We start from the raw sequence: 23308 nt of genomic DNA on the forward strand, positions 1-23308 counted from the left end.
TCCCTTCACGGACCTCTACACCGACTTTGCCGGAACCCTGGCCTCAGCGTCCGTGAAGGTGGCCTTCACGGCTTTGGTCAGAGCTTGACCGGGTAGACCGGCTCCGGGATCTCCGGCTTGATGCGGTGCTCGACGAAGATGCCGTGCCACAGCATGAACACCAGCAGCGCCCAGATCTGGCGGCTGCGGTCGAGCTGGCCCGCCTTGTGCTCCTCCAGCAGGTGCAACACGGCGTTCTTGTCCAGCAGCTCGTCGGTCTTCGAATCGTTGATGATGCCGCGTGCCCAGTCGTACATCTCGTTGCGCAGCCACAGCCGGATCGGCACCGGGAAGCCCAGTTTGCGCCGGTTCAGCACGTGCGGCGGGATGATCTTGGTCAGCGCCTGCCGCAGCGCGTACTTCGTGGTGCCGTGCGCGAGCTTCTGGTCCAGCGGGATGCTCGCAGCGACCTTGAACACCTCGGCGTCCAGGAACGGCACGCGCAGCTCCAGCGAGTTGGCCATGGTGACCTTGTCCGCTTTCACGAGGATGTCGCCGCGAAGCCAGGTGTAGAGGTCCACGTGCTGCATCCGGGCCACCGGGTCCCAGCCGCGCGAGATGTCGTACCAAGGCGCCGTGACGTCCTTGAAGCCGACACCTTCCTGGTACGTACGCAGCACTGCGCGCAGCTGCTCGTCGCGGAAGTTGCGCGCGTTGCCGTAGTAGCGATCTTCCAGCGTCAGCGCGCCACGGCGGAGCAGGTCCTTGCCACGGGTGCCTTCCGGGATCTTCGTGGACACCTTGCCCAGCAGCTTGCGTACGCCACCGGGCACCTTCTCGAACGGCGCCAGCGAGATCGGCTCGTTGTAGATCGTGTACCCGCCGAAGAGCTCGTCGGCGCCTTCGCCGGACAGCACCGCCTTCACGTGCTTACGTGCTTCGCGCGCGATGAACCACAGCGGTACCAGCGCCGGGTCGGCCACCGGGTCGTCGAGGTACCAGACGATGAGCGGCAGCGCCTCCATCATCTCGTCCGCGGACACCGTGCGGACCACGTGCTTCACGCCGATCGCCGCGGCGGACTCGGCGGCCACGTCGACCTCGGAGTAGCCCTCGCGCTCGAATCCGGTGGTGAACGCGATCAGGTTCGGGTTGTGCTCTTTCGCCAGCGTCGCGGTGGCGGTGGAATCGATGCCGCCGGAAAGGAACGCGCCGACCGTGACGTCCGGGTCGGAGATCATGTGCTTGCCGACCGAGTCGCGCATCACATCGGCGATGCGTTCGTACAGCTGCTCGGCCTCGCGCTCGCCGTGCACCGGCTTCGCGGCGAAGCGCGGGTTGAAGTACCGGGTGAACTCGACCTGGCCGCCCGGCGCCACGCGGAACGACGTGCCCGACTCGACCCGGCGGATCGCGGTGTGCAGCGACTCCGGCTCCGGCACGTACTGCAGCACGAGGTAGTGCTGCAGCGCGGTGCGGTCCAGCTCCTGCGCGACGCCGAGTTCGTCGGACAACTGGAGCAGGCTCTTCTTCTCACTGGAGAAGGCCACCCCCTGCGGGCCGGCGGAGTAGTACAGCGGCTTGATGCCGAACGGGTCCCGCGCGCCGAAGACGACCTTGTCCACGGAGTCCCAGATCATGAAGGCGAACATGCCGCGCAGCTTCTTGACCGCGTCCGCGCCGAGGTAGTGGTAGGCCGCGACGATCGCCTCGCCGTCGCCCTCGGTGGAGAACTTCGCGCCGAACTCCGTGGACAGCTCGTCACGCAGCTCGCGGTAGTTGTAGATCTCGCCGTTGAAGTTGAGCGTGTACCGGTTGGGCGTCTCGGGCGGGCCCCACACCAGCGGCTGATGCGCGTGGTCCACGTCGATGAAGGCCAGCCGGTTGAAGCCGTACACGACTTCGGCGTCGGCCCAGGTGTCCTGCTCGTCCGGCCCGCGGTGGCGCTGGCAGCGCATAGCCGTGCCGACGGCGGAGCGGGCCTTCGCCGCGTCGCTTGCGGTGGCGCAGATCAGTCCAAGCAGGCCGCACACGTGTACTCACACACCTCAGGGTCGGGCCGGTCCGGGGAAGGGCCCAGTATGCCGCGTACGCGGCGGGTACCCGGGCAGCGGGTGACGCGTGGCGCAACTGGTCACCCCTTGGTCGGCGGGAACCGCCAACTCGGCTAGGCTCCGCGTGTCACGAAGAACGGTGGAGGCGGCTCCTGCAGTCCGGGGGCCGGTTGGGTGAAAGGGCAGGGCGCAGTGGGAAAGCCAGAGCGCACCCCGGTGGTCAAGCGGGCCGGGCGGATGTCCGTGCTGGTCGCGCTCGTCGCGCTGACCGCGACGGGCTGCTCCGGGGACGAGGTCCTCCGCTTCGGCTGGCCGGTCGGGGTGACCCCGCAGGCCGACGAGATGCGCAACCTCTGGACGTGGACGGTCATCGCCGCCCTGGTCGTCGGTGTCATCGTGTGGGGCCTGATCTTCTGGACCGCCATCTTCCACCGCAAGAAGAAGAACGCCGCCGTCGAGGGACCCGAGGACCTGCCCCGGCAGTTCCAGTACAACATCCCGCTGGAGCTGTTCACCGTCGTCGTGCCGACGATCATGGTGTGCGTGCTGTTCTTCTTCACCGCGACCACCGAGAACCACGTGCTGGACAAGAAGCCGAACCCGGACGTCACGGTGGACGTGGTGGCCTTCCAGTGGAACTGGGAGTTCAAGTACGACGACGCGAACGCCAAGCTTCCGGACGGCGGCCAGGTCAGCACCATCGGTTCCTCCGGCGAGATCCCGCTGCTCGTGCTGCCGACGAGCAAGACGATCGAGTACCGGCTGCGCTCCACCGACGTGATCCACTCGTTCTGGGTCCCGGAGTTCCACTTCAAGCGCGACGTGATGCCGGACCCGGAGAAGAACAACCAGGACAACTCCTTCCAGAACACCATCGACCGCGAAGGGTCCTTCGTCGGCCGGTGCGCGGAGCTGTGCGGCACCTACCACTCGGTGATGAACTTCGAGGTGCGGGCGCTGTCCCCGGACAAGTACGACCAGTACCTGAAGCTGCGTACGCAGACCAACCCGAAGACCGGACGCCTGAACACCGCGTCCGAGGCGCTGACGGCGATGAACTGCGGCGAGCTGTGCAGCCCGTACGCGGTCACCACCAAGCCGTTCAACACCGACCGCACCGCGCGCACCGCGTCCAACTGAGTCCACCCGGCCGGTTCCGGAGAACCGAAGGAGTAGGGGAGAAAGTCCCATGAAGGTCGAAGCCCGGATTTTCTACCTGGTGGCGGTGTTCGCCGTCGTCATGTCCGGCATCTACTGGGTGATGACGGACCTCTTCGCGAACGACAAGAAGGCCGAGCCGGTCGGGATCGTCGCCCTGCTGCTGACCGGTGGGCTCGCCTTCCTCGCGGGCAGCTACCTGCAGTTCGTGGCGCGCCGGATCGAGCCGCGCCCGGAGGACCGCGAGGACGCCGAGATCAGCGACGGCGCGGGCGAGCTGGGCTTCTTCAGCCCCGGCAGCTACTGGCCGGTCGGCCTGGCCGCCTCGGCCGCGCTGGGCGGCGTCGCGCTGGCGTTCTTCCACGTCTGGTTGCTCGTGCTCGCCGTGGTGGCGCTGCTCATCACCATCGGCGGCCTGGTGTTCGAGTACCACACCGCACCCAGTCACGACTGACCACAGCCGAACGAAAAGCCGCCCCCCGGTCCGCCGGAGGGGCGGCTTTTTCGTGTCCGGCCTGTGGGGGCTGTGAAGGGACCCTTCACGGACTCTGAGTCCGTGAAGGGTCCCTTCACAGCCTTTCTAGGGGGTCAGTGGCCGAACGCGATCCAGCGGTCCAGCAGGGCGGCCGCGGCGCCGCTGTCGATCGCCCGCCGGGCTCGGTCCAGCCCGGCGGCCAGATCGTCCTCCAGCGAGCCGGTCAAGCCGGTGAACGCGGCGAGGGCAGCGGCCGCGTTCAGCACCACGGCGTCGCGTACCGGGCCGGTTTTCCCGCCGACCAGCTCGCGGATCACCGCGGCGTTGGCCACCGCGTCGCCGCCACGCAGATCCTCCGCGGTGGCGCGCGGGATGCCCAGGGAGGCCGGATCGAACGACTGCGGCGTCGCCGTGCCGCCCGAGACCACCCACACCGACGTGGTCGTGGTGGTGGTGAACTCGTCGAGACCGTCGTCGCCGCGGGCCACCAGCACGGACGCGCCACGGCGGGCGAACACCTCGGCCAGCGCCCGCGTCTTGTCCGCGTAGGCGCAGCCGATCAGCGCGCTGTCCGGCTGCGCCGGGTTGGTCAGCGGGCCGAGCAGGTTGAACGTGGTCGGCACGCCCAGCTCCCGCCGTGACGGGCCGATGTGCCGGAAGGCCGGGTGGAAGACCGGCGCGAAGCAGAACCCGATGCCGAGTTCGGCCAGCGACCGCTGCACGGCCTCCGGCGGCAGATCGATCCGCACGCCGAGGGACTCCAGCACGTCCGCGGCCCCGGACTTCGACGAGGCGCTGCGGTTGCCGTGCTTGGCCACCGGCGCGCCGGCCGCGGCTGTGACGATCGTCGCCATCGTGGATATGTTCACCGAGTTCGAGCGGTCCCCGCCGGTGCCGACGATGTCCACCGCCGGGCGGCTCAGCTCGATCCGGCGGGCGTGCGCGAGCATCGCCTCGGCCATCCCGGAGATCTCCTCCGTGGTCTCGCCCTTGGCCCGCAGCGCGACCGCGAACCCGCCGATCTGCGCCTGGGTGGCCGCGCCGGACATGATCTGGTCCATCGCCCAGGAGGTGTCCCCGGCGGTCAGGTCCGCGCGGTCGATCAGCCGGGTGAGCAGGGCGGGCCAGGTGTGCCCGGGTGCGGTGGTGCCCATCGCGGCTCAGCCGCCGTTGACGGCGGGGACCCGCCGGGCGCGCAGGACGCCGGCCACGGTCTCCGCCGCGGTCAGCGGATCGAGCGGGTGCTCCAGCACGGCGTCGGCCTGCGACCAGGTGGCCAGCCAGCGGTCGTCGTGGCGGCGGATCGTGACCACGATCGGCGGGCAGTCCGCGATCTCGTGCTTGAGCTGGCGGGTCAGCCCGATCCCGCCGGTCGGCTGGGCCTCGCCGTCCAGGATCGCCAGATCCACCGCACCGGCGTCGACCTCCGCGAGCACGTCCGCGACGCCCTCGGCCTCCACGTACTCGACCCGGCTCAGATCGGCCGCCGGCCTGCGCCCGACGGCGTTGATGATCGCCTCCCGCACCCCGGCCTTGTGGCTGAACACCAGGATCCGCTGGGACTGCTCGGTCATTGAGCCCGCCTCCGTCTCGTCACGCGTGGAACGCCCGCGATCGTATCGGCCGCGACACATCTCACGCGGACGTGGTGGGCGAGTCACCCGGTTGCCGGGCGTCCCAGCCCAGCGCGTCACCGCCGAGCCGCTGGGCGAGCCCCGCCATCCTGGCGCGCTCCTGCGCGCAGTGCAGCGCGTCGAGCACCTGCACGCGCACCGCGTGGGCCAGTACCCGGTCCCCGTCCGGCTGCTGTTCCCGCAGCTCGTAGCCGTCCTGGGCGAGGATCGCGGCGGCCTCGGCGAGCCGCCCGGCGGGCAGGCTGAGGTGGTGCGTCAGCACCGCGGGCGCGTCGGCGGTCCAGCCGGAAGCGGCGCCGAGCACCGCCGAGTCGGCCACCGCCGGATCGAAGGCCCGCGCCACGATCCGCAACCCGGGCGTGTCGGGCGTCAGACCGGCGGTTTCCCGCTTTCCGGCCAGGTCACGCAGCCTCCGCAGCCAACTCACGAGTAGCCGGTTCCCTCCATCTGGTACGGGTGTGACGCGAAGCTCCCACGACCCGCCGCGGACCCGGCAGGCGGGGTGCGGTCGGGGGAGGACATAATGCGATCCGTGACAACGGCAGCTCCCACCATCAGCCAGCGGGTCCACTCGCTGAACCGGCCGAACATGGTCAGTGTCGGCACCGTCGTGTGGCTGTCCAGCGAACTGATGTTCTTCGCCGGACTGTTCGCCATGTTCTTCACCGTCAAGGCGCAGAACCCGGCCGGGGCCTCGTGGCCGCCGCCGTTGCACGGCGAGCCATTCCACCTCAACATCCCGTACGCGATCCCGTTCACGGTGATTCTCGTGCTCTCGTCGCTGACCTGCCAGCTCGGCGTGTTCGCCGCCGAGCGTGGGGACGTCTACGGCCTGCGGCGCTGGTATGTCATCACGCTGATCATGGGCGCGGTGTTCGTGTTCGGGCAGGCGAACGAGTACGTCAACCTGGTCGACGAGGGCCTGACCATCCCGTCCGGGCCGTTCGGCACGGTGTTCTACCTTGCCACCGGGTTCCACGGCCTGCACGTCATCGGCGGGCTCATCGCGTTCGTGTTCCTGCTGATCCGGACCAAGCTCAGCAAGTTCACGCCCGCGCAGGCCACTTCCGCGATCGTCGTGTCCTACTACTGGCACTTCGTCGACATCGTGTGGGTCGGCCTCTTCGCGGTGATCTACATCCTCCCCTGATCCTCGCGCCGTCCCCACCCGCACCATCGGCCTGAACTGACAGCAAGGGTTGCCGCAAGATGACCACCAGTACCAAGTCCCCACAGCGCCGCTTCCGTGCGCGCTCGAAGCTGCGCCGGCGTCTCGCCGGGGTGCTCGCGCTCGGTGTCGCACTGGTGGGCGCCGGCGCGCTGTACGCCGTGCTGACCCCGGAACCACAGACTGCGCAGGCGCAGGGCGACCCGGCCCTCCTGCGCCAGGGCGAGCAGGTCTACAACAACACCTGCATCGAATGCCACGGCGCGAACCTGGAAGGCGTCCAGAACCGCGGTCCGAGCCTGATCGGCATCGGCGACGCGGCGGTGTACTTCCAGACCTCCTCCGGCCGGATGCCCGCGGCCCGCCAGGAGGCCCAGGCCGCGCGGAAGCCGCCGAAGCTGACCCCGGCCGAGATCGACGCGGTCGGCGCCTACGTGCAGGCGCACGGCGGCGGGGTGCAGCGGCCGGTGGAACGCGGCGAAGCGCTGCGCGGCAGCGACCCGGCGCGTGGTGGCGAGCTGTTCCGGCTCAACTGCGCCTCGTGTCACAACTTCACCGGCCGCGGTGGCGCGCTGTCAGCGGGCAAGTACGCGCCGAACCTGGACCCGGCCACCGAGGAGCAGATCTACGACGCGATGCTCACCGGGCCGCAGAACATGCCGAAATTCTCCGACCGGCAGCTGAACCCGGAGGAGAAGAAGGATATCGTCGCTTATGTCAAGTCGGTGTCCGACGGCAACAACAACCCGGGCGGTAACGGCCTCGGTGGGCTCGGTCCCGCCTCGGAGGGCCTGATCGCGTTCGTCGTCGGAATCGCCGCGCTGGTCGGCATCACTCTCTGGATTGGATCGAAGGCATGAGTGCCGAAGGGCCCGAGCCGCCCTCGGAGGCGGAACTCGCGGAGATGGACCGCGACCAGCTGCTCAAGCTCGGTGGCGAGCGGGACGGCGTGGAGATCGTCGATTACCCGCAACCGTGGCCGGTGAAGGGCACCCGCGCGGAGAAGCGGGCCGAGCGCCGGGTGGCGCTCTGGTTCGCGCTGTCCGCGATCTTCGGGCTGGCCTTCGTCGTGGTCATGGCGTGGCCGCACTGGTGGGAGTACAAGGACCCGAGCGACCCCAGCCACACGGTGTACAGCCTCTACACCCCGGCGCTGGGCGTCTCGCTCGGCCTCGCCGTGCTCTGCCTTGGCATTGGCGTGATCATGTATACCAAGAAGTTCGTGCCCAGCGAGACCACAGTGCAGCAGCGCACCGACGGCCCGTCGGCCGAGGTCGACCGGGCGACGATCGTGGCACACCTGTCCGACGCCGGGGACCGCAGCACGATCGCCCGCCGCTCGCTGATCAAGCGGACCGCAGGCGCCGGGGCCGGCGCGCTCGGCCTCGCGGTGGCCGCGCTGCCCGTCGCGTCCTTCATCAAGGACCCGTGGAAGGACAGCGACAACGAGAACGGCCTCTGGCACACCGGCTGGCAGCCGAGGTACCCGGGCGAGAAGATCTACATGCGGCGCAACACCGGCAACCTGGAGGAGGAGGTCGAGAAGGGCGTCACCCTGGTGCGCGCTGAGGACCTCGACGCCGGCGCCATGGAGACGGTGTTCCCGTACCGCAATTCGGAGAAGGGCGACCACGAAGCGCTGGCCGCCGCGCTGACCCGGGTGGACAACCCGGTCATGCTCATCCGGCTGCGCCCGACCGACGCCGCGCGCGTGGTCAAGCGGAAAGGCCAGGAAGACTTCAACTTCGGCGACTACTACGCGTACACGAAGATCTGCAGTCACGTGGGCTGCCCGACCTCGTTGTACGAGCAGCGCACGAACCGGATCCTGTGCCCGTGCCACCAGTCCCAGTTCGACGCGCTGCACTACGCCAAGCCGATCTTCGGCCCGGCCACCCGCCCGCTGGCGCAGCTGCCGATCACGGTCGACGACGAGGGATTCCTGGTCGCCCGGGGCGACTTCATCGAGGCCATCGGCCCGGCCTTCTGGGAGCGTAAGTCATGAGTTCACTCACCACGCCGACCAAAGGGACGAGCGGCCTCCAGAAGCACCTCGGCCTGGCCGCGGACAACGCGGACCAGCGCTACAAGCTCGCGAAGGGCCTGCGTCACCAGTTCAACAAGGTCTTCCCGACGCACTGGTCGTTCCTGCTCGGCGAGATCGCGCTCTACAGCTTCATCGTCATCCTGCTCTCGGGCGTGTACCTGACGCTGTTCTTCGACCCCTCCATGCAGGAAGTCACCTATCACGGCAGCTTCCAGAACATGCAGGGCATGCAGATGTCCCAGGCGTTCAAGACGACCCTGGACATCTCGTTCGACGTCCGCGGTGGCCTGTTCGTGCGCCAGGTGCACCACTGGGCGGCGCTGATCTTCGTCGCCTCGATGATGATCCACATGTTCCGGATCTTCTTCACCGGCGCGTTCCGCAAGCCGCGTGAGGCGAACTGGGTCATCGGCGGGCTGCTGCTGGTGCTGGGCATGTTCGAGGGCTTCTTCGGCTACTCGCTGCCGGACGACCTGCTCTCCGGTACCGGTATCCGCGCGACGCTGTCGGGCATCGTGCTGTCGGTGCCGGTGATCGGCACCTGGCTGCACTGGGCGATCTTCGGCGGGGAGTTCCCCGGGGATCAGATCATCCCGCGGCTCTACACCCTGCACATTCTGCTGGTGCCGGGCATCATGCTGGCGCTGGTCGGGGTGCACCTGGCGCTGGTCTGGTACCAGAAGCACACCCAGTTCCCTGGGGTGCGGCGCAAGGAGACCAACGTCGTCGGCGTGCGCATCATGCCGTACTTCGCGCTCAAGGGCGGGGCGTTCTTCACCCTGGTCGTGGGTGTGATCGCGCTGATGTCCGGGTTGTTCCAGATCAACCCGGTGTGGAATTTCGGGCCGTACAACGCGTCCATGGTGTCCGCGGGATCCCAGCCGGACTTCTACATGGCCTGGGCCGACGGCATGCTCCGAATATGGCCGGCCTGGGAGGTCTACCTCGGGAATTACACGATTCCCGCGGTGTTCTTCCCCGGTGCCATCGGGATGCCGATACTGATCGGGTTGTTACTCGCCTATCCGTTCCTGGAACGCAAGCTGTCCAAGGACACCGCGCGGCACAACCTGTTGCAGCGGCCGCGGGACGCACCGGTCCGCACCGCGCTGGGCATGATGGCGCTCGGGTTCTTCGCGGTGATCGAGCTGTCCGGCTTCAACGACATCATCGCCGACCAGTTCGACATCTCGCTGAACGCGACCACCTGGGCCGGGCGCATCGGGGTGCTGATCGTGCCGCCGATCGCCTACTACGTGACCTACCGGATCTGCCTCGGCCTGCAGCGGGCCGACCGCGAGGTGCTGGAACACGGGGTCGAGACGGGCATCATCAAGCGCCTGCCGCACGGTGAGTTCATCGAGATCCACCAGCCGCTGGGCGGGACGGACAGCCACGGTCACGCGATCCCGCTGGAGTACCAGGGCGCGCCGGTGCCGAAGAAGATGAACAAGCTGGGCACCGCCGGGCACGCCGTCCCGGGCTCGGTCCTGACGCCGGACCCGGCGGAGGAGACCGCGGCGCTGGAGCGTGCGCGGGGCAACGGGCACGGCAACGGCGACGGTGCCGCGGAGATCTCCGGATCGCACGAGGTCGGTTCCGGCCACTGACGAGGTCTGTGAAAGGGAACCTTGACGGACTCCGCGTCCGTCAAGGTTCCCTTCACGGCTTTTCAGGCGCCTTCGACGCCGATTTCGAACGCCGAGTCGGTGTCCGCCCGGGAGTAGGACCGGAACGCGATGTGCGTGACGGTGTCGAGTACCCCGGGGACCTTGCCGATCCGGCCCGGGATGAGGTCGGCGAGATCCTCGTGCGCCGGCACCCGGACGGTGGCGATCAGGTCGACGTCGCCGGCGCAGGAGTAGACCTCCCCGACGCCGTCGAGGTCCGCGATCGCCTGGGCGGCCTCCGGAATCCCCTCGGCCTCTACGTTGATCAGCACGATCGCCGTGACCACAGCGTTCCTCCACTTCCTGGCGGTAACCGGATGTGCGCGATCGTAGCCGGGATCACTCCGGGTCTCCCGGTTCCGGTCGGTTCAGCCCGCCAGGTTTTCGAGGCTGCGCGCGTCGGCGACGCGGTCGAGCCAGCCGCGCCAGCCGGCAACCGCGGTGGGCTCGGCCCAGGGACGGGTGGTGCGTACGAGCCGGGTGCCCGGCCGGGCTAGCCATCGCAGCAGGATGCCCACTTCTTCGCCGGAGGCGCCGTGCAGCGGGCCTTCGCCCGGTAGGACTGTTTCGCCGGCCGCGACCAGTGCTTCGACCACGGGCATCGGGGGTACGCCGCGCCGGGCGACGCCTGCCGACGCCAGACGTCCGTGCCGGATGACGGTGAGTTCCCAGCCGCCGTTGCCGTCCGGGGCGGCGGCGATCAGTTCGGCGATCGAGGCGAGGGCGGCTTGCCGGTGTGCTCGGCCGACGGCGCGTACGAGGCCGGCCAGGTCGTCTCGGTGTCGCGCGGCCTGTTCGTAATGCTGTGCTTCGGACAATCGCACCAGCCGATCTGCGGCCAGGTGTAGCGGGCGGCCGTCCTGGCCCGCGATGAGGCCTCTGGTCGCGTCGACGGAAGGGGTGTATTCGAGAACGCTCTGCTGCCCCGCGCACGGCGCCCCGCACCGCCCCAGCTCCGCTAGGACGCATGGGGTGCCCGATGCCGCAGTGGCCGAGATTCGCTGTGTACACGTGCGAAGGCCCGTCGCGCCGGCGAGGGTGTCTGCTGCGGTGCGCGCGTCGGCTTGGCTGCGAAAGGGGCCAAGCGTGCCCGCGCGTGGTAGCCGTACGACGGAAAGGCGGGGGAATGCTTCGTCGGTCAGCCCTACCCACCACGCGTGGTGCGGGTTCTTCGAACGCCGGTTGTACGCCGGTCTGTGCGCGGCGATCAGCCGAAGCTCGCGGATTTCGGCTTCGAGGGAGTGCGCGCACTCGATGGCGTCCACGCGTTCGGCCAGCGCCACCATCTCGCGGATACGCCCACGGCTTTCGGAGCCGGTGAAGTACGAGCGCACGCGCCGTCTCAGGTCTCGCGCGGTGCCGACATACAGCACTTCGTCGCTCGGTCCCTTGAACAAGTACACGCCCGGTCGCGCGGGAAGATCGGCCGCCAGATGTCGCTTACGACGCTGCGCGGGCGTCACTTCGGGCAGATAGTCGACCAGCTCTTCGACGGTGTGTACGCCGACGTTGCCGACACGCTCCAGCAACGCGTGCAGTACGTCCACTGTGGCGCGGGCGTCATCGAGCGCGCGGTGCGTCGGCCGCGTACGCGCGCCGAGTAGCATCGCCAGCGACGACAGGCGGTAGCTGCGCGCTTCTTCCTTCGGGATCACTCGGCGGGACAGCTTCACCGTGCAGATCACCGTGGCTCGCGGCCACGCGTAGCCGTGTCCTTCGCAGGCGGCCTTCATGAACCCGGTGTCGAAGCCGGAATTGTGCGCCACCAGGACGGTCCCCGCGATGAACTCCAGGAACGCCGGCAGCACGCGCTCGATCCGCGGTGCGTCGTAGACCATCGCCTGGGTGATCCCGGTCAGCTCGACGACCTGCGGCGGGATCGGCGCCCCCGGGTTCACCAGGGTGGCGAACTCGGCGAGGACCTGCCCGCCGCGCACCTTGACCGCACCGATCTCGGTGATCCCGTCCGGGCCCGGTCTGGTGCCGGTGGTCTCCAGGTCGAACACGACGAACGTGGTGTCCCGCAACGGGGTGCCGAGCTCGTCGAACGCCAGCTGGGCCGGCGGGCGTTCCGCGCGCTTCTCCATGATCGCGCACAGTAGGGCGGCCCACCGACAATCCTGGGTGGACCGTCTCGGCGGGATCACGCTGCGTGTGAGCAATCGTGACACAAGGCGAACGTTCTGTTGCTAACCTGGGGGAATGTCAGGCCAGCCCCGAACCGCCGCGCAGGAGGCGGGCGACCCGTGTGACCTGATGGCGACGGCCTGGTCGCCGGTCAGCAGCGTTCGCGCGGCGCACGAGCGCCTCCTTCGCGAAAGTGTCCGCCGTGTCGTCGCTGCCGGCTGAGCCGGCTCGGCGTGTCCCGCGCGACGCGGGATCCGGCCCCGGGGCCTACCCTGTTGCAATGCACCCGCAGCCCGTGCACCCAGAGGAACCCGAGGAGGCCGAAGGCCCCTCGGAGGTTCCCGCGCGGGCATCGACGGACGCTCCGGAGCCGGCGTCGTGGGCGAGCCTGCCGGAGGCGGTACGCGAGCGGATCGCCGAGCTGGCCGCTGCGGCCGTGGCGAAGCTCCCTGTGTCCGACGTACCGCGACAGCTACGGCCAGTCGCCAAGTTCGCCCCGGCGAAGCGCGCGAAGCTCGGTGGCACGGCGCTGTTGTCCGCGTTGAGTGACTCGTCTCAGTTCCGTACTGCGGTACTGGAGTGGCTCCGTGAGCACCGTACGGACGCGTTGGACCCGAACGCGGGTGACTCCGTGGCCGCTGCGGCTGCTGCTGTGCTGCTTGGTGAATCCAGCGCTGCCGGGCGGGTCCGGCTCGTCGCGAAGAACGCCGAAGAGACGGCGTTGCGCGCGGAGCGGGATGCCGTACTGGCCCGCAATCAACGGCTTGAGGCCGAAGTTGCCGGGTTGCGTGCCGAGCTTGCGCAAGCGCGCGAAGCGGTCGACAGCGCGCGCGGAGAGCGCGAAGACGAAGTCGACAAGCTGCTTCGGCGGCTTCGCGAGCAAGGCATGCGGCTTCGCGAAGCGAAGGACGCGGCGGAAGCTGCGCGTGCGGAGCTGCGAAGCGGCGGAGCGGAGCAGCAGCGTGAGCTGCGGGTGCTCACGGAGCAGCTGGAGCGTGAGCGTCGGCGCGTAGCGGCGGAGCGGATGCGCGCGGAGCGTGCGGTCGCGGATGCGGAGATGGCGCGTCAGTCGGCGCGCGAAGCTCGCGAAGCCGACGAAGTGCGGTTGGCGTTGCTTGTGGACACCATCGATGGTGCTGTACATGGCCTACGCCGGGAGCTGGCCCTGGGCGACCGCGGTGCACGTCCCGCGGACATGATCAGTGGCGTGCGGTCCGGTCTCGGCCCCGGCGGGCGGATCGCGGATGTGGTCGCGCTCGACCGGCATCTCGCGTTGCCGAACGTGCACCTGATCGTCGACGGCTACAACGTCACGAAGACCGGGTATCCCGAGCTGGCGCTGGCGGATCAGCGAGACCGGCTGGTGCATCAGCTGTCCGCGCTGGCCGCGCGTACGTCCGCGGAGGTGACCGTCGTGTTCGATGGCGCGGGAGTGCTGTCTGTCCCGGCATCGGTGCCACGTGGGGTACGCGTGCTGTTCTCCGAACGCGGTGTACTGGCCGACGACGTGATCCGCGCGCTGGTGTCGGCCGAGCCGAAGGGCCGCCCGATGGTCGTTGCCACGTCGGACCGTGCAGTCGCCGACTCCGTCCGCGCCGCAGGTGCGTATCCGGCCCCATCGGCGGTGTTGGTCAACCGATTGGGGCGGGTCTGACGCGTACGCGCCGAAGCCGGCCGAAACTGTCGGTGGCGGGTCCTACCGTGCGAACCGGAGGCGATCCGGAACCCGATCCGGACGCCCGGAGACGGAGGAGCCACCATGGCCGAGCCCAGCGCATCGCCGGACATCCGGCGGATCGGTATTCCGCCTGCGGCAGCCGTTTCGCGGGCGGTTGCTTCGTGCCCGGGAGGGCCGGGGCGGTCGCCGGGTCCGGGTGGGACGCTCGTCATCGACTGTGACCGGTGTGCGGTGCGTGGGGCGGCGTGCGGGGACTGTGCGATCAGCGTGCTGTTCGGGCCTCCCACGCGGGCCGGTGTGGCCTTTGAAGGGCCGCCTGCCGCCGGCACTTCGGCCCGCTCCGGGCCGGTGCCCCGGCTGCGGCTGGTGCCCGCGTCCGGCCGTAATCCGATGTGACCCGGGTGGGTGACGGCTGCTCGGCGAACGGCGGGGTAAGTGCGATAAACGGTCCGTAATGGGAGCAATCCCGAGCGAGACCAACGGGTATGACGGGCATCACAATCGTCTCCCCCGCTGGTCCGATGGTGTTTCCGCGAACTACGGAGAGTTTTTCCGGGGGCCCCGGTGGACGCGCCCCCCGGTCTTTTCGTAACCTGGCCGAGATCTCGTGGCAGGTAGCCGTCCGCAGGACGGCGACACGGGATCGCCGCCGGAACGGCTTTGTCGGGGAGCCTTTACCGGAACCATCTCGCGCGTGGCAAGGCCGGTGCGGTGCACCGCGGCCGGAACACGGGCGGACGCGCTCGGCCGGGGATCCCCCGCCTCGGCCGCGTCATGGCTCCGGAGACGGCGGCCGACAAGCAAAGGAGACCCGCGCGACCGTGCAGTCGCATCCAGTCAAGCGCGTGGTGTCAGGTGCCCTCGCGGCCGCGTCCGTGATCGCAGTCGTCACCGTGGCGCAGCCGACGGCGGCCTCCGCCGCCCCCATCCCCGCCCTCCAGACCCCCCCGGAATCCGGTGGTTCGGACGCCCTCGCCAAGTACCGTGACCTCTCGGCCCAGGCCGAGAAGGCGAACGAGGACTTGCTCAAGGCGCAGGACGACCTTGCCGCGAAACAGAAGGACCTCGACAAGGCCGACGGTGACGTGACCACCGCGCACTCCTCGGCCGCCACCGCCGCCGCGGACGAGGCCAAGTTCAAGGTGGACGTCGACAAGTTCGCCGGTGCCTCGTTCCTGTCCGGCGTGCAGATGAACAAGCTCTCGGCGCTGCTGGCCGGTTCGTCCACTCAGGACTTCCTGGACCGTTCGGCCGCGCTCGACCAGATCGCGGCCGAGAAGGACGCCGCGCTGCAGCGGCTGGCCGGTGCGGTCAAACAGGCCAAGGACGCGGAGACCCTGGCCGCGGACGCGGCGAAGCGGGCGACCGCCGCCCGGGACGCCGCCAAGAAGCTGGCCGACGACATCACCGCCAAGAAGAAGACCCTGCAGGATCAGCTCGACCAGCTGAAGAACACCAAGCCGGCGCTCAGCGCGGCCGACAAGACGCTGCAGGGCGACCAGGGCGGTGAGGCCCCGGCGAACATCAAGGCGCCGAGCGCCGCCGCGCAGGTCGCGCTCCAGGCCGCGCTCAGCAAGCTGGGCAGCGCGTACGTCTGGGGCGCCACCGGACCGAGCACGTTCGACTGCTCGGGCCTGATGCAGTGGGCGTACAAGCAGGCCGGCATCACGCTGCCGCGGTCCAGCAGCGCGCAGTCGACCTTCGGCACCCCGATCCCGAAGGACCAGCTGCAGCCGGGCGACCTGGTGTTCTACTACACGCCTGTCTCGCACGTCGGCATGGTCGTCAGTGAAGGCAAGATGGTGCACGCGCCGACCAGCGGCGACGTGGTGAAGATCTCGCCGTTGCAGAGCCAGTACGTGGGTGCTCGCCGGGTCACCTCCTGAGCCGGGTTCAACCACACCACCGACGGGGCGGTACCGCGCATGCGGTGCCGCCCCGTCGTCGTCCGCGGCGGACAGTAGCCTTCCGGGTGTGCTGAGGACCCTGCTCGTGACCAACGATTTCCCGCCGCGTCCCGGGGGGATCCAGAACTACCTCAACTCACTGGCCACCCGGTTGCCCGCGGACGAACTCGTGGTCTACGCCCCGTCCTGGGAGCGCAGCAGCGGTTCGCACACCGAGTTCGACGCGGCGGCGCCGTTCGAGGTGGTGCGGCACCCGACGTCGCTGATGCTGCCGACGCCGGACGTGCTGCGCCGGGCGAAGCAGATCATGCGCGCACGCGAGTGCGAGGCCGTGTGGTTCGGTGCCGCGGCGCCGCTCGCGCTGCTGGCGCAGCCGTTGCGGCAGGCGGGCGCCAGGAGGGCGGTCGCTTCGACGCACGGGCACGAGGTCGGCTGGTCGATGCTGCCCGGTTCGCGCCGGGCGCTGCGGCGCATCGGCGACACCGTGGACGTGGTCACCTACGTGAGCAAGTACACCCGCCGCCGGTTCGCCGCGGCGTTCGGCCCGCTGGCCGGGCTGGAGATGCTGCCGAGCGGGGTGGACACCACGCTGTTCGCACCGGATCCGGGTGCCCGTGAGGAGATTCGCGCCCGGCACGGCCTCGGCGACCGGCCGACCGTGGTGTGCGTTTCCCGGCTGGTGCCGCGCAAGGGCCAGGACATGCTGGTGCACGCGCTGCCCGCGATTCGCGCCCAGGTCCCGGATGCGGCCCTGCTGCTGGTCGGTGGAGGTCCGTATCGCAAGCAACTGACCCAGCTGGCCGAGGCTTGCGGCGTGTCCCGCGACGTGGTGCTCACCGGTTCGGTGCCGTGGGAGGAACTGCCCGCGCACTACAACGCCGGTGACGTGTTCGCGATGCCGGCTCGCACCCGTGGCAAGGGGCTGGACGTGGAGGGGCTCGGCATCGTCTACCTGGAGGCGTCCGCGACCGGGCTGCCGGTGGTCGCCGGCACCTCGGGTGGCGCCCCGGAGGCGGTGCTGGACGAGGTGACCGGCCACGTGGTCAACGGCCGCGACGTCGCGCAGCTGGCCGACACCCTGGCCGCGCTGCTGACCGACCGCGTCCGCGCCCGCAGGATGGGTGAGGCCGGTCGTGCCTGGGTGTCCGAGCACTGGCGCTGGGACACGATGGCGGCCCGGCTTTCCCGTCTCCTGGACGGAGATCCGGTCGCCGCGGTGCGCTGATCAGGGCTCGTATACCGCGGGGTGGCGGGCGTCGTCCACCCGGACCACGACGTCGGCGAGCGCGCTCGGATTCACCTCGGCTTCGTACCGTTCGTAGGCGGGCAGCGCCCATGCCTGGTCCTCGGGGGTACGTCGGCGCAGTGCGGCGGGGGAGAGCCACAGGTGCACCACGAAGTCGAAAGCGAGGCCCGCGCCTTGCAGGAATTCGCCGTCCAGCAGGACGATGCCGCCGTCCGGAACCGGGACGCGGGGCATCCGGGTGGCGCGGTCGCGATCGGAATCCCACAGCGCCGGAAGGATTTCGCCGGTGCCCTCTTCGCGCAGCGGGTTCAGGACTTCCCGGCGTAGGGCGCCCAGATCGAGCCAGTCGGTGTAGCGCGCGTCCGGGCTTTGCTTGCCATGCTCGAACCGCAACGATGCCGGACGCAGGAAGTCCCGTGCGGACACCCGCAACGCGTCGCGGCCGCGTACCCGCAGCGGGGCGGCCAGCGCGTCCGCCAGATCGCCGGTCGCGCTCGCCGGGTCGGCGCCGTCGACGGCCACTGCGATCCGGCGGTGGTGCGGGAGCGCGGCGATACGGTCGGTCAGCTCGGCCGTCAACACCTCGGGGGACATCGGACGATAGCGCACACTTGATGATCCCTCACCGGGTTCCGGCGGCCCTCGGCGCCATCATGTGGCGCGGATGGAGGCGGAGATCGCGCTCGGCGGTTTGCTGAGCCGGTTCCCGAACTTGGCGTTGGCCGTGCCGGAGGAGGAGTTGGGGTACCGGATGAGTCCGCTGGTACACCGTGTGGAGTCGCTGCCGGTCCGGCTGGGCGAGGCGCGTTCGTGGCGACCGGGCAGCACCGTCCACACTGGACGGATTCGGGGTGCGGTTCTCCGGGCGGAGAACGGTCATTTTGTCTGTGGCGGAGCGCATCGCGCAGCGGGCATAGTGGACAGAGTGATCGAGTGCGTCGAGGCCGCATCGGCCGAGCGCTGAAGCTGTGCCTGTGGAGGCCTGGTGAGTGTCGAAGTACCCGAAGATCTACCCACGCTGGACGAGCTGCTGCTGCAGAATGCGCACGGGCGGCTGGCCGAGCTGCGTGGCCCGGCCTGCCCGTTCGGTAACCCGTGGGGGTACGTGTCCCACCTGGTGACCGGATACGAGGACGCGCGGACGCTGCTCGCCGATCCCCGGCTGAGCAAGGACCAGCAGCGTGTCGACGAGCTGATCGCCAGCAAGCTCGGCCTGGCCGACAGCGCCGCGGGAGCGGCCAGCGAGCTCACCCGGAACATGCTGACCAGCGATCCGCCGAACCACACGCGGCTGCGCAAGCTGGTGAACAAGGCGTTCACCCCGCGCACGGTCGCCCGGTTGCGGCCGCGGATCGAGCAGCTCACGCGCGAGCTGCTGGACGAGATGGCCGGCCGGGAGCAGGTCGATCTGATGACTGCGTTCGCGCTGCCGTTGCCGATCGCGGTGATCTGCGAGCTGCTCGGCGTGGACCCGCGGGACCGGGGCGATTTCGTCGGTTGGTCGAACACCGTGCTGTCCGGGGCCGTGGATGTCGACGCGATGAACGCCGCCGCCGGGCAGCTTTACGAGTTGCTCGCGAAGCTGGTGGAGGACAAGCGCGCCGATCCCGGCGAGGACATGCTGTCCGAGCTGATCCAGGTCAGCGAGGAGGGCGACCGGCTCGCCGCGAACGAGCTGGTCGGTATGGCGTTCCTGCTGCTCAGCGCGGGCTACGAGACGACGGTGAACCTGATCGGCAACGCGACGCTCGCACTGCTGCGTGCTCCGGATCAGGCGGCGAAGTTGCGTGCCGATCCGTCGTTGCTGCCCGGTGCGGTGGAGGAGTTCCTCCGGTACGACGGCCCGATCAACTTGGCCACGACCCGTTTCACCACCGAGGAGGTGGAGGTCGGTGGCGCGACGATCGCGGCGGGTGAGTTCGTGGAGATCTCGTTGCTGGCGGCCAATCGCGACGCGGACAAGTTCCCGGACCCGGACGAGCTGGACGTGACTCGCGCGGCCGGTGGGCATCTCGCGTTCGGGCATGGCATCCACTATTGCGTGGGTGCTCCGCTGGCGCGGATGGAGGCGGAGATCGCGCTCGGCGGGTTGCTGAGCCGGTTCCCGGACCTGGCCCTGGCGGTGCCGGAGGAGGAGCTGCGCTACCGGACGAGCCCGTTGGTGCATGGTCTGGAGTCGTTGCCGGTGCGGCTGGGCACGGCGCGCTCGTAGCGGCGTGGCCGGGTAGCACCGTCCACACCGGACGGGTCGGGGCAGCCCGGCCTGTCAAGGAGCAGACCGTCACATCCGGATGCGGCCGTCCTTGACTAGGGTCGGCCGGGTGCACCCCGCCGACCTGCTGGCCCTCGACGCCGCCCACCTGTGGCATCCCTACGCGCCGATGCCGGGCCGGGTGCCGCCCCTGCTGGTCACCGAGGCGAGCGGGGTGCGGCTGCGCCTGGCCGACGGCCGGGAGCTGGTCGACGGGATGTCGTCCTGGTGGGCGGCGGTGCACGGGTACCGGCACCCGGTGCTCGACGCGGCGCTGGCGGAGCAGGCCGGGCGGATGAGTCACGTCATGTTCGGCGGGCTCACCCACGAACCGGCGATCACGCTCGCGAAGACCCTCGTGGACCTCACCCCGGACGGGCTGGAGCACGTGTTCCTGTGCGACTCCGGTTCGGTCTCGGTCGAGGTCGCGGTGAAGATGTGCCTGCAGTACCAGCGTTCCCGCGGGCTGCCGGGGAAACGCCGGCTGCTCACCTGGCGCGGTGGCTACCACGGCGACACCTTCACCCCGATGAGCGTCTGCGATCCGGACGGTGGGATGCACTCGCTGTGGCGCGGGGTGCTGCCCGAGCAGGTGTTCGTGCCGGCGCCGCCATCCGGGTTCGCCGCGCCGCCTGATCAGTCCTATGCGGACGAGCTGGCGGCGGCGCTCGAACAGCACGCCCAGGAGCTGGCCGCGGTGATCGTGGAGCCGGTGGTGCAGGGCGCCGGCGGGATGCGCTTCCACCATCCCGGATACCTGCGCGCGCTGCGGGAGCTGACGCGTGAGCACGACGTGCTGCTGATCTTCGACGAGATCGCCACCGGCTTCGGCCGTACCGGCAGGCTGTTCGCCGCCGAGCACGCCGGGGTGACGCCGGACGTGCTGTGCCTCGGCAAGGCGCTGACCGGCGGGTATCTCACCATGGCCGCCACTCTGTGCACGCCGCGGGTCGCCGACGGCATCGCCCGGGGCGAGCTTCCGGTGCTCGCGCACGGTCCGACGTTCATGGGCAACCCGCTGGCCTCAGCGGTCGCGAATGCCTCGCTCGGGCTGCTGGCCGGCGGCTGGCAGGCCGACGTCGCGCGGATCGAAGCCGGCCTGCGGGCCGGGCTGGCCGCGGCCCGCGACCTGCCGCGCGTCCGGGAGGTGCGGGTACTCGGCGCGATCGGGGTGCTGGAGCTGGACCACGAGGTGGACCTGGGGGTGGCGACCGAGGCGGCCACCGCGGCGGGGGCGTGGCTGCGGCCGTTCCGGAATCTCGTCTACGCGATGCCGCCGTACGTGACCGGCGAGGCCGATCTGGCCGTGATCACCGCCGCGATGGGTGAAGTCGCGCGGAAAGCGTGAATTCACCTGAAAAGTGCAATCGGTCGAAACTGGACGCGGAGCGTGACTAATCGTGGCCGGAAGCTGGTTGTCATCACCAATAAGGGTGGATTTGGGTTCAGTTACTTCAGGTAGTTGGTGAGTTTCGTCCCGAATGTCCTAGTTCCTCACTGCACGAGCTAACCCGAACGATGTTCATGTAGCGGACTTTTCGGAGGGTTTCGGCGATCCTGCGACCATGATCGAGATTGTTCGCGGAGAGCACGACACCGGGCCTCCGCCCCGCCGTCCCGGCCTTCGCCGGGTGTTGCCCGTCCTCGTCCGGCACGACCTGCCCGCTTCGGTGGTCGTCTTCCTGGTCGCCATTCCCCTCTCGCTCGGCATCGCGCTCGCCGTCGGCGCCCCGTTGCTGGCCGGCCTCATCTCCGCCGTCGCCGGCGGCGTGGTCGCGAGCCTGCTCGGCGGCTCACCACTGCAGGTCAGCGGCCCGTCCGCGGCCCTGACCGTGGTGCTCGCGGACACCATCTCCACCTACGGCTGGCCCGTCACCTGCGCGGTGACCGTCGGCGCCGGCCTGCTGCAGATCCTCTTCGGCCTGAGCCGGATCGCGCGCGGCGCGCTGGCCATCTCACCCGCGATCGTGCACGGCCTGCTCGCCGGGATCGGCGTCACCATCGTGCTCGGCCAGCTGCACGTCGTGCTCGGCGGCCGGGCCCAGGGCTCCGCGCTCGCCGACCTCGCCGAGCTGCCGGGCCGGCTCGTAGCCCATCACGACAAGGCCGTGCTGATCGGTGTGCTGACCATCGCGGTCCTGCTGATCTGGCCCCGGCTCCCCGGCCCGGTGCGGAAGATACCCGCCCCGCTGGCCGCAGTCACGATCGCCACCGTCGTCGCCACCGCCACCGGGATGACGCTGCCGCGGATCGAACTGCCGGAAGCCCTGCCCTCGCTCGGTCTGGTCCCCCGGCTGCCGGGCGGCGACTGGAGCGGGCCGGTGCTGGCCGCGGTGAGCGTCGCCCTGATCGCGAGCCTGGAGAGCCTGCTCTCCGCGGTGTCGGTGGACAAGCGGCGCGGCGGGAAGCGCAGCGACCTGGACCGTGAGCTGATCGGGCAAGGCGCGGGCAATGTGGTGTCCGGCGCGCTCGGCGGCCTGCCGGTGACCGGCGTGATCGTGCGCAGCATGGCGAACTTCGAGGCGGGTGCGCGGACCAGGGCCGCGGCCGCCCTCCATTCCTGCTGGATTCTGCTGTTCTGCTTGCTGCTGACCGGAATCCTGCGTTACATCCCGCTGGCCGCGCTCGCCGCGCTGCTGGTGTTCGTCGGCGCGAAGCTGGTGAACCTGCCCGCGCTGAAGGAAGTGCGCCGCCACGGCGACCTCGCGGTGTACGCGGTCACCCTGCTCGGCGCGGTCGCGGTGAACCTGCTGACCGGGGTCGCGCTCGGCGTGCTGCTGGCACTGGGGATGCTGGTGCGCCGGATGGTGCACTCCGGCGTGCACGTCGAATCGGACGGCGCCCGGGTGCGTGTGGTCATCGAGGGTGCGCTGACCTTCCTTTCCGTGCCCCGCTTGACGAAGGTGCTGACGCAGGTCCCGGAGCGGGCCGAGGTCACGCTGGAACTGATCGTGGACTACCTCGACCACGCGGCCTTCGACTGCCTGCGTGGCTGGCAGGAGGCACACGTGCGGGCCGGGGGCGAGGTGCGCGTGGACGAGATCGGGCACCCCTGGTATCAGCGCGGCAGCGACGGTGAGCCCACTGTGCGACGCGGGCTCGCTTCGCGGGTCGTGCCGCGGTGGCTGGCGCCGTGGTCGCAGTGGCAGGCCGAGCACATGCCCGAGCAGCGGTCGGGGAGTTCCCTGCTGGGCCGCGGGACCTCGGAGTTCCAGCGCCGGGGTGCGCCGCTGCTGCGGGAGACGCTCAGCGGCCTGGCGAACGGCCAGGATCCGCACACGTTGTTCATCACGTGCGGGGATTCGCGGATCGTGCCGAACCTGATCACCACCTCGGGGCCGGGCGACCTGTTCACCATCCGCAACATCGGCAATCTCGTGCCGCCCGGCACGGCCGAGAGTGACGCGTCGGTGGGCGCCGCGATCGAGTACGCGGTGGGCGTGCTGGAAGTGCCGGAGATCGTGGTGTGCGGGCATTCCTCGTGCGGTGCGATGAAGGCGCTGCTGGGCACCGCGCCGGACGGGCTGGCCCGGCTGGGCAGCTGGCTGGAGCACGGCGCGCCCACGCTGCGCCGGCGGGCGCTGGACCATCCGCCGACCCTGGACGGGCACCGCCCGCCCGCCGAGGCGGATCAGCTGGCCCTGCACAACGTCGTCCAGCAGCTGGAGCACCTGCGGGAACACCCGGTGGTGGCCGACGCGCTCGCCCGCGGCACGCTGACCCTGACCGGGATGTACTTCGACGTCGGTGCCGCCCAGGTCTTCCTGCTGGACGCGGAAACGGCCGATTTCGTGCCGGCCGGCGTGCCCGCTTCGTGAGGGAAGGACCCGGCTCCCGAGCGGAGCCGGGTCCGCCGCCCGCTGGTGCGGCATCCCATGACTTGATCAACTGCGCAACCCGAAAGTGGGAGATCC

At 69.9% G+C, this 23308-nt stretch carries 19 protein-coding genes; 12 read left to right on the top strand and 7 right to left on the bottom strand.

Going from position 1 to position 23308, the window contains the following annotated elements; all coding sequences use genetic code 11:
- Window positions 1–77: 77 nt before the first annotated feature.
- Entirely contained in the window at window positions 78–2012 is a 1935-nt protein-coding gene (asnB, locus tag D5S19_RS07140) for an asparagine synthase (glutamine-hydrolyzing) (RefSeq protein WP_120022532.1), read from the bottom strand.
- Between the two features lie 213 nt (window positions 2013–2225).
- Here asnB and ctaC point away from each other — a divergent pair, with 213 nt between their 5' ends.
- Together ctaC and D5S19_RS07150 are read left to right on the top strand one after the other, a co-directional pair.
- Window positions 2226–3173: an aa3-type cytochrome oxidase subunit II gene (gene ctaC / locus D5S19_RS07145; protein WP_233573758.1), complete on the top strand. Its 948-nt coding sequence runs from the start codon at window positions 2226–2228 to the stop codon at window positions 3171–3173.
- A 49-nt stretch (window positions 3174–3222) separates the two neighbouring features.
- Complete coding sequence (locus tag D5S19_RS07150; protein ID WP_098510606.1) at window positions 3223–3645, top strand: cytochrome c oxidase subunit 4; 423 nt, start codon at window positions 3223–3225, stop codon at window positions 3643–3645.
- Between the two features lie 134 nt (window positions 3646–3779).
- Here the strand turns inward: D5S19_RS07150 and trpD are convergent, their stop codons facing one another.
- The 3 genes from trpD to D5S19_RS07165 all read right to left on the bottom strand — a co-directional run bounded on the left by trpD (window position 3780) and on the right by D5S19_RS07165 (window position 5727).
- The gene (gene trpD, locus D5S19_RS07155) at window positions 3780–4820 is read right to left on the bottom strand and encodes an anthranilate phosphoribosyltransferase (RefSeq protein ID WP_120022533.1); all 1041 of its coding nucleotides are present in this window, start codon (window positions 4818–4820) and stop codon (window positions 3780–3782) included.
- Between the two features lie 6 nt (window positions 4821–4826).
- A complete protein-coding gene (locus D5S19_RS07160; protein WP_120022534.1) occupies window positions 4827–5240 on the bottom strand; it encodes a response regulator in 414 nt (137 codons plus the stop codon).
- 61 nt (window positions 5241–5301) lie between these two features.
- Window positions 5302–5727 (bottom strand): ribonuclease E inhibitor RraB, encoded by a 426-nt coding sequence (locus tag D5S19_RS07165; RefSeq protein ID WP_120022535.1) that lies wholly within the window; start codon window positions 5725–5727, stop codon window positions 5302–5304.
- Window positions 5728–5823: 96 nt separating this feature from the next.
- Between D5S19_RS07165 and ctaE the strand changes: the two genes are divergently transcribed.
- Genes ctaE through qcrB form a run of 4 tightly spaced genes read left to right on the top strand, consistent with a single transcriptional unit; the run spans window position 5824 to window position 10125 of the window.
- Complete coding sequence (gene ctaE / locus D5S19_RS07170; protein ID WP_120022536.1) at window positions 5824–6450, top strand: aa3-type cytochrome oxidase subunit III; 627 nt, start codon at window positions 5824–5826, stop codon at window positions 6448–6450.
- Window positions 6451–6509: 59 nt separating this feature from the next.
- Window positions 6510–7328, top strand: coding sequence for a cytochrome bc1 complex diheme cytochrome c subunit (qcrC, locus tag D5S19_RS07175; RefSeq protein WP_120022537.1), 819 nt, complete (start codon window positions 6510–6512; stop codon window positions 7326–7328).
- Window positions 7325–8473 carry a cytochrome bc1 complex Rieske iron-sulfur subunit gene (gene qcrA / locus D5S19_RS07180; RefSeq protein WP_120022538.1) on the top strand — a complete coding sequence of 383 codons (1149 nt, stop codon included), beginning with the start codon at window positions 7325–7327 and terminating at the stop codon, window positions 8471–8473. The genes qcrC and qcrA overlap by 4 nt, the downstream gene beginning before the upstream one ends.
- Window positions 8470–10125: a cytochrome bc1 complex cytochrome b subunit gene (gene qcrB / locus D5S19_RS07185; protein ID WP_120022539.1), complete on the top strand. Its 1656-nt coding sequence runs from the start codon at window positions 8470–8472 to the stop codon at window positions 10123–10125. Before qcrA ends, qcrB begins: the two co-directional genes overlap by 4 nt.
- A 62-nt stretch (window positions 10126–10187) precedes the next feature.
- Here qcrB and D5S19_RS07190 read toward each other — a convergent pair whose 3' ends face one another.
- A complete protein-coding gene (locus tag D5S19_RS07190; RefSeq protein WP_120022540.1) occupies window positions 10188–10472 on the bottom strand; it encodes an Lrp/AsnC family transcriptional regulator in 285 nt (94 codons plus the stop codon).
- Window positions 10473–10553: 81 nt separating this feature from the next.
- Entirely contained in the window at window positions 10554–12272 is a 1719-nt protein-coding gene (locus D5S19_RS07195) for a DEDD exonuclease domain-containing protein (RefSeq protein WP_120022541.1), read from the bottom strand.
- A gap of 320 nt (window positions 12273–12592) precedes the next feature.
- Here D5S19_RS07195 and D5S19_RS07200 point away from each other — a divergent pair, with 320 nt between their 5' ends.
- The 3 genes from D5S19_RS07200 (at window position 12593) to D5S19_RS07215 (ending at window position 17122) form a co-directional block, all read left to right on the top strand.
- Complete coding sequence (locus tag D5S19_RS07200; protein WP_120022542.1) at window positions 12593–13966, top strand: NYN domain-containing protein; 1374 nt, start codon at window positions 12593–12595, stop codon at window positions 13964–13966.
- Between the two features lie 845 nt (window positions 13967–14811).
- A complete protein-coding gene (locus D5S19_RS07210; protein WP_120022543.1) occupies window positions 14812–15876 on the top strand; it encodes a C40 family peptidase in 1065 nt (354 codons plus the stop codon).
- An 88-nt stretch (window positions 15877–15964) separates the two neighbouring features.
- A complete protein-coding gene (locus D5S19_RS07215; protein ID WP_199730386.1) occupies window positions 15965–17122 on the top strand; it encodes a glycosyltransferase family 4 protein in 1158 nt (385 codons plus the stop codon).
- Here the strand turns inward: D5S19_RS07215 and D5S19_RS07220 are convergent, their stop codons facing one another.
- Window positions 17123–17752 (bottom strand): nucleoside/nucleotide kinase family protein, encoded by a 630-nt coding sequence (locus tag D5S19_RS07220; protein WP_120022544.1) that lies wholly within the window; start codon window positions 17750–17752, stop codon window positions 17123–17125.
- Between the two features lie 376 nt (window positions 17753–18128).
- Between D5S19_RS07220 and D5S19_RS07230 the strand changes: the two genes are divergently transcribed.
- The 3 genes from D5S19_RS07230 to D5S19_RS07240 all read left to right on the top strand — a co-directional run bounded on the left by D5S19_RS07230 (window position 18129) and on the right by D5S19_RS07240 (window position 23212).
- Window positions 18129–19355 (top strand): cytochrome P450 family protein, encoded by a 1227-nt coding sequence (locus D5S19_RS07230; RefSeq protein WP_120022546.1) that lies wholly within the window; start codon window positions 18129–18131, stop codon window positions 19353–19355.
- 109 nt (window positions 19356–19464) lie between these two features.
- A complete protein-coding gene (locus D5S19_RS07235) occupies window positions 19465–20742 on the top strand; it encodes an adenosylmethionine--8-amino-7-oxononanoate transaminase (protein WP_120022547.1) in 1278 nt (425 codons plus the stop codon).
- Window positions 20743–20959: 217 nt separating this feature from the next.
- The gene (locus tag D5S19_RS07240; RefSeq protein ID WP_120022548.1) at window positions 20960–23212 is read left to right on the top strand and encodes a SulP family inorganic anion transporter; all 2253 of its coding nucleotides are present in this window, start codon (window positions 20960–20962) and stop codon (window positions 23210–23212) included.
- Window positions 23213–23308 lie beyond the last annotated feature (96 nt).

It is taken from the genome of Amycolatopsis panacis (genome assembly GCF_003600245.1).
Classification (GTDB): domain Bacteria; phylum Actinomycetota; class Actinomycetes; order Mycobacteriales; family Pseudonocardiaceae; genus Amycolatopsis; species Amycolatopsis sulphurea.